The organism is Rhizobium grahamii CCGE 502 (assembly GCF_000298315.2).
Classification (GTDB): Bacteria; Pseudomonadota; Alphaproteobacteria; order Rhizobiales; family Rhizobiaceae; genus Rhizobium; species Rhizobium grahamii.
Window position 1 is genome coordinate 1 of record NZ_AEYE02000051.1, and the last position, 842, is coordinate 842.

An 842-nucleotide genomic window follows, 5' to 3' on the forward strand; every position below is an offset into this window, starting at 1 on the left:
TCGGTGGCAGAATTTTAGCGGCCGCTTATAAAAAGTGTGCATAAGCCGGCGCTTTGAATCCGGCTGGTCGGCGCAGGGATTCCTAAGACGGGGCAAATCAGATTCGCTCCGGGCATGGCAAAGAAGCGGCTCCCCTCACCCGAGCATGCCGACACGCTTTCACTGAATGCGTTGCGCAGTCTGGTGACGGGTTTGCTGGAACGGTCGCAGCAGGCGGAAGCCCGACTCGCGAAGCTCGAGGCCCACAACATCCAGCTGCGGGAGGAAAACGCCGCCCTTCGGCTGGACAACACCCGCCTGAAACTCGAGAACCAGCTTTTGCGCGACGAGATCGCCCGACTGAAGAACCTGCCACCGCGACCGCCGTTTCGGGCCTCCGGCATGGACAAGGCAACCGACAGCATGCTTGGCGACAAGCAGCTATCGAAGAAAAAGCCACGTGGCCCGAAGCTGGACGTAAAGCGGGTGAGCCGGCAGGAGATCCTGCGCATCAATGCCCCGGCCGGCTCACGCTTCAAGGGGTACAAAAGCGTCTATGTTCGCGACCTGGTGCTCAAGGCGGAGCTCGTGCATTACCGTCGCGAATGCTGGGTGACGCCGGATGGGAAGACGGTACTGGCAGCCTTGCCGGCGGGGACTATCGGTGGCTATGGCGCCAATCTCAGACGACTGTGCCTGATGTTGCATGCACAAGGACAGGTAACGACCGCGCGTCTGACGACATTGCTCAATGACATTGGTCTCGACATCTCAAAACGCCAGATCGTACGGCTTTTGACCCGGCAGCTGGATGGCTTTGTTGCCGAGGACGCGGCGGTGCTGCATGCCGGTCTGGTGTCGTC

1 pseudogene is annotated in these 842 nt (G+C 60.6%); it reads left to right on the plus strand.

The window, feature by feature from the left end:
- Window positions 1-114: 114 nt before the first annotated feature.
- Window positions 115-842 (plus strand): annotated as a pseudogene (locus RGCCGE502_RS34335) (IS66 family transposase); the annotation flags it as partial.